The 5516-nt window shown below is 72.2% G+C and carries 5 protein-coding genes; 3 read left to right on the forward strand and 2 right to left on the reverse strand.

All coding sequences use genetic code 11. The features are described from left to right. Nucleotides 1-154 (forward strand): response regulator transcription factor (locus HCJ93_RS28835; RefSeq protein ID WP_167998776.1); only part of this gene is annotated, 154 nt, incomplete at its 5' end. A gap of 270 nt (nucleotides 155-424) precedes the next feature. Then, nucleotides 425-820 carry a VOC family protein gene (locus tag HCJ93_RS28840; RefSeq protein ID WP_167998777.1) on the forward strand — a complete coding sequence of 132 codons (396 nt, stop codon included), beginning with the start codon at nucleotides 425-427 and terminating at the stop codon, nucleotides 818-820. A 199-nt stretch (nucleotides 821-1019) separates the two neighbouring features. On the opposite strand, the gene HCJ93_RS30320 is transcribed toward HCJ93_RS28840, so the two are convergent. Together HCJ93_RS30320 and HCJ93_RS28845 are read right to left on the reverse strand one after the other, a co-directional pair. Continuing rightward, complete coding sequence (locus HCJ93_RS30320; RefSeq protein WP_373563630.1) at nucleotides 1020-1472, reverse strand: DUF6223 family protein; 453 nt, start codon at nucleotides 1470-1472, stop codon at nucleotides 1020-1022. A gap of 114 nt (nucleotides 1473-1586) precedes the next feature. Continuing rightward, a complete protein-coding gene (locus HCJ93_RS28845) occupies nucleotides 1587-3794 on the reverse strand; it encodes an MMPL family transporter (protein WP_167998778.1) in 2208 nt (735 codons plus the stop codon). A 253-nt stretch (nucleotides 3795-4047) separates the two neighbouring features. Here HCJ93_RS28845 and HCJ93_RS28850 point away from each other — a divergent pair, with 253 nt between their 5' ends. Further along, nucleotides 4048-5292 (forward strand): sensor histidine kinase, encoded by a 1245-nt coding sequence (locus HCJ93_RS28850; protein ID WP_167998779.1) that lies wholly within the window; start codon nucleotides 4048-4050, stop codon nucleotides 5290-5292. The last annotated feature ends 224 nt before the right edge of the window (nucleotides 5293-5516 follow it).

Raw genomic sequence — 5516 nt, forward strand, 5'->3', positions numbered from 1 at the left:
CCTAGGGCTGAACAACCACGAGATCGGAACCGAACTCGGTCTGAGCCCCGCCACCGCCCGGACACATGTCAGCCACGCCATGGCAAAACTGGGAGCCCGGGACCGCGCCCAGCTCGTCGTCATCGCCTTCCGCACCGGCCTCACCCGCCCCTGACCCCACGCCGGCCCACCACCCCCACCGGCCCCGTGGCACCCCAGCCCGCCGGCAGCGGCCGGTTCCGGCACACCGGCAGCCCGGCCGCCCGGCACACCGGCCGGGACAGGGCGCATGGCCCGTTCACGCGAATCCAGCCCACCACCGCCGAACGGCACACCGCCGCAGCAGGCGGCCCGGGCCTATGCTCCGGACGGCAAGAAGGAGGGCCGTGGAGGGCGGGCGTTCCCGCCCCCCCATGCGGCCGGCAGCCGCGGCAAGGAGACCCGCATGAACGGTCCGGACAGCGAGGGCGGCCTGGCGAGCGTCCGCTACATCGTCGACGACGTGCAGGAGGCGATCGACTTCTACACCACTCAGCTCGGGTTCCTGGTGCTCAGCGCCGTCCCACCGGCCTTCGCCGACCTCGTACGCGGAACACTGCGGCTGCTGCTGTCCGGTCCCACCAGCTTGGGAGCCCGCGCCACACCCGGCGACGCGGCCTCCGCCGGACGCAACCGCATCCACCTCGTCGTCGACGACCTGCAAGCCGAGCGGGAACGCCTCGAACGGGCCGGAGTGCCCATGCGCAGCGGCATCATCACAGGGCCGGGCGGCCGCCAATTCCTGATCGCGGACCCGGCAGGCAACCTCATCGAACTGTTCACCCCCGCCGAGCCGGAGTGAGCCGGGTCTTCGCCCGCATGCTCCCGGCGGTGCGCGGCGGTTCGGGCCCCGAGCACGCCGTGCGCGCCTGCACGGGCGAGGCGACGGCCGACCGGCGCCGCTCACATCACCGGGCGGAACCGCGCCGCCCCCGACCCCGCAGCGTGAACGGCGGCCGGAACAGGCCGCACACCAAGGGGTACGCGGCGGCATGACAGCATCAAGCCCCCCGGCGGGAACGGAACCACGCCACCGCACCCGCGCACACGCCGGCCCCTCCCAACGCGACAGCGATCAGAGCACCACCCCGGCCACCACCGGCCCCCACCGCCGCATCAGAACCAGCCAACACGACACCACCCACAGCAGCACCAGCCACGCCCAGGCCCACAGCCGCCACAGCCGCACCCCGCCCGCCGAAACCGCCGCCCCCGCGGCCCGCCGCCCGCAGCGCCCGCACACCGGCAACCACACCGGCCAGAGCCAGCAGCAACGCGGCCAACGACACCCCCCGCCCGCCACCGCTGCCGTCCCGGGCGAGCACGAGCGGGGCTGCCCCAGCCGGTACAGCCAGCACCCACAGAGCCAGCAGAGCCACCGGTGCGGCACACACCAGACGACGCGACAGACAAGAGCGCGAACGACAAAACGAACGAGAAACGGGCCTGGGCATGCAAGGGTCCTTTCGTGTGCGGGCCGGCACGGAGTCGGTGAGCCGGCCGGCGGTCGCGAGGAGTGCGGGGATCGATGGGACTGCGGCGGCAGCCGGAGAGGGAAGGAGGGGGGGTCAGACGCCGGCCTCCTCCCGGTCCCCGGCGGCGGGGGATGCGGAGGCCGCCGCCGCTCCCGGTGCCCGGCGGCGTCCGGGCATCCACCAGTTGGCCTTGCCGCACAGCTCCATCACGGCGGGCACGAGCACCAGGCGGACGATGGTGGCGTCGATGAGGACGGCGACCGCCATGCCCAGACCGCCCTGTTTGACGGAGATGTCGTGGCCGAGCAGTGAGGTGGTGAAGACGGCGATCATGACGGCCGCGGCGGCCGTGATGACCCTGGCGGTGCCCGCCAGGGCGCGGGCGACCGCGACCCGCGTGTCACCGGTGCGCTCGTACTCCTCCCGCACCCGGGAGACCAGGAACACCTGATAGTCCATCGACAGACCGAACAGCACCGGGAACATCATCATGGGCACCCAGGTCGTGACCGGCATGGCGGCCGGGAACCCGAGAGCGGGGCCGAGCCACCCCCACTGCACGACCGCCACCACGACGCCGTAGGCGGCGCCGATCGACAGCAGGTTCATCACGGCCGCCTGCACGGCGATGGTGACCGAACGCACCAGCGCCATGAGCAGCAGCATCGACACCGCGATCACGGCCGCGATCATCAGGGGCAGGCGTGACGCTGCCTCGTCGGCGGCGTCGACGGTGCTCGCGTTGGGCCCGCCCAGGAGGACCCGACCGCCGCCGGGGACGCGGGGCAGCACCTCGTCACGCAGCTCGTGCACCAGCTCCGCGGTGGCCTCGTCCTGGTAGCCGCTGACGGGAAACGCGGTGAAGGTGACGGCCTGTCCGTCCGCGCTGGTCCGCAGCGGTGTGACGGCGGCGATACCGTCGGTGCGGGCGACCGCGTCGACGACGGACCCCAGGCCGCTGCCGCCGGGGCCGGTCTCGGCCGCGAACACCAGAGGGGCCCCGTATCCCGGGCCGAAACCCTCGGACAGGATGCCGTAGGCGATGTAGCTGCTCCGGTCGTGGGGTTGCACGCTGGCGTCGGGCTGGCTCAGCCGCATCGACAGGACGGGAACGGACAGCGCCAGCAGAACGGTGCCTGCGAGCAGCGCCGCGGGCAGCGGCCTGCGCTGCACCACGCCGGCCCACCGCTCGGCAAGAGCGGGACGACGGGCCCCCCGCACCGCACCGGTCCGGTGCCCGCGGCGAGGTCCGCGACGAGGCAGACGCAGCGCGTTGATCCGGTGACCGGTGAAACCCAGCAGCGCGGGAAGCAGCGTCACCGCGCCGATCATCGTGACGAGCACCGCCACAGACGTAGCCACGGCCACCCCGGTCATCAGCCGCTGCCCCATGACGACCAGGCCCATCAAGGCGATCACCACCGTCGTACCGGCGAACAGCACCGCACGGCCAGCGGTGGCGACGGCCTCGGCCGTGGCGTGCTCGGGGTGGTCGCCGTCCTTCAGGGCGTCCTTGTAACGGGTCACGATGAACAGGGCGTAGTCGACGCCGACTCCGAGCCCGATCATCGCGCCGAAGGCCACGGTGAAGTCCGGTGCGGGCACGAGGTGGCCCACGAGCTTGATCAGCGCGAGGCCGCCCAGGATCGCGAGGAGAGCCGTCACGATCGGCAGCCCCATGGCCACCAGCGAACCGAACGCGATGAAGAGGATCACCGCCGCGGCCGCGACGCCCACGCTCTCGGCGGGCCCTTGCGGGGGTGTCTCGGCCTTCTCGGCCATGTAGCCGCCGAGCGCGAAGGTGACATCGTCGTCGGAGGCATCCTTGACCAGATCGACCAGCGGCCTGACCTCGGACTTGTCCACCTCCTCGGCGCTCAGCGGGATCGTGGTGCGGGCGACGCGGCGGTCGTCGGTCACCAGGGTGTCGTCCTGGTAGGGAGAGATCACCGGCCCGGTGAGGGCGGACCCGGCGAGAGCCGTGACGGTCTTCTCGATCTTCCGCCGGACCGCGGGGTCGTCGATGCCCTTGCCGGTCCGGACGGCCAGGGTCAGACGGTCGCCCTGCTCCTGCGGGAAGTGCTCGGCCATCAGCTTCTGCACCCTGGCCGACCCTGTGCCGCCGCCGGAGAAGCCGTTGTCGGAGGCGGCACCGAAAGTGAAGCCGGCGAACGCGACGGCGACCACGCCGATGATCCACGTCCAGAGGACCAGGCGACGGCGGCGGAAGCAGCGGCGTCCCAGGGCGGCCAGGGCTCCGTCCGCGGGTGGCGGGGGCCCGGTCGTCGTCCTCGATCTCATCGGTCTGCTCCTCGGTCGTGGGGCCGGGTGGTGCGGCGGCCCGTGTCCCGGCAGGCGGATGAGACAGCAGGAAAGAGGGGCCGTCGCGCATCACCGCGATCGTGGCGCCGTCGGGATGGGCCCCGCCTCGGGCGAGGGACGGCTGCTTCTACGCAATCGGACGTACGAGGCCGCGCGGCGACACGCTGCACGACGTAGCGGGACGCGCCGTGAGGCGGACGCCCTGCGGAAAGCCCGCCAGTAGCATCGCGGCATGAGACTCCGCCCCGGGTCGTTCTCCCTGCGGGTGCCGGCGCAGGATCTGCTGCTCGCCCTCTTCGTCACCGTGATGCAGGTACAGGGCACGATCGTTCTGGCCGCCGCTCGGGGAACCGAACAGCGTTCGCTCTCCGATCCCGGTCACCTCGGCTTCGCGCTGCTGGTGCTGGGAGGTCTGGCCGTCGCCGTCCGGCGTCGGTGGCCCGTCGCGGCATTCGTGACCGCGGGGATCGCGAGCCTGGTGTACTACGGGCTGGAGTTCCCGGACGGGTACGGCTGGCTCGGTCTGCTGGTCAGCCTGTACAGCGTCGCCGCCTACGGAGACGGTCACCGGTCGCTGATCGTCGCCGGGGCGGGCACGGGCGTCCTGGCGGCCGGTTGGCTGTACGCCGCGGCCGACGTGGAGCCGCGCGAGGCCATCGGCTGGGTGTTCTTCCGCATCGGCGTGTCGGTCATGAGCATCGCTCTGGGCGAGTCGGTGCGGTCCCGGCGGGTCATCGCGGCCGAGGCGCTGCTGCGTGCGGAGCTGGCGGAGCGGACCCGCGAGGAGGAGGCGCGTGCGCGGGTCGACGCGGAACGGCTGCGGATCGCGCGTGAGGTCCATGACACGGTCGCCCATGCCATCGCGATCATCAATGTGCAGTCCGGGGTGACGGCGCATGTGCTGGACAAGCGTCCTGAGCAGGTTCGGGAGGCGCTGCGGACCATCGAGCAGACGAGTTCGCGGACGCTGCGGGAGATGCGTGCGATTCTCGGCGTGCTCCGGGCCGGTGACGAGGAGCCCGTGCCGCACGCCGGCCTGGACCAGCTCGACGCTCTGGCCGCCGAAGCGCGTGCCGCCGGGCTGGAACTGACACTGCACGTGGAGCCGCCCGGGGAGCCGCTGCCCAGCGCGGTGGACAGCGCGGCCTACCGCATCCTCCAGGAGTCGATCACCAACATCATGCGGCACACCGGCCCGACCAGAGTGACGGTCACAGTGCGCACGGGGATCGATCATCTGGAGATCCGCGTCACCGACCAGGGCCGCCACCGTCCGGCCCTCCAGGGTACGTCCGCCCCCGGCCCGCCCGCCCATGAGACCGGCGGACAGGCCGACAGGAACACCGGCCGCGGGATCCGGGGCATGCGTGAACGGTGTCAGCTGCTCGGCGGAGACTTCCACGCCGGCCCGACGGCGGAAGACGGCTACGAGGTCACGGCACGCTTGCCGCTGGCACCGACAGAACCCCGCCTCTGACACCCCACCACCCACCCCACCCCCGCGGACGGTGTGTGAGTGGCGGGTGCCGGGCTCGGCGGCTCGCCGTCTCCCTGTCAGTCTGCGCCCCTCCGGCGGGACTTGAGCGGCTTCCCGACCACGGTCGTCTTCACGGAATCTCCACGGCTGCTCTTCATGCGTATTACAGTCTTCGCTGCGCGGCTCGTCATCTTGTGCCCCGCAAGACATGGATGGGCCGGAAT

The organism is Streptomyces composti (assembly GCF_012034205.1).
Classification (GTDB): domain Bacteria; phylum Actinomycetota; class Actinomycetes; order Streptomycetales; family Streptomycetaceae; genus Streptomyces; species Streptomyces composti.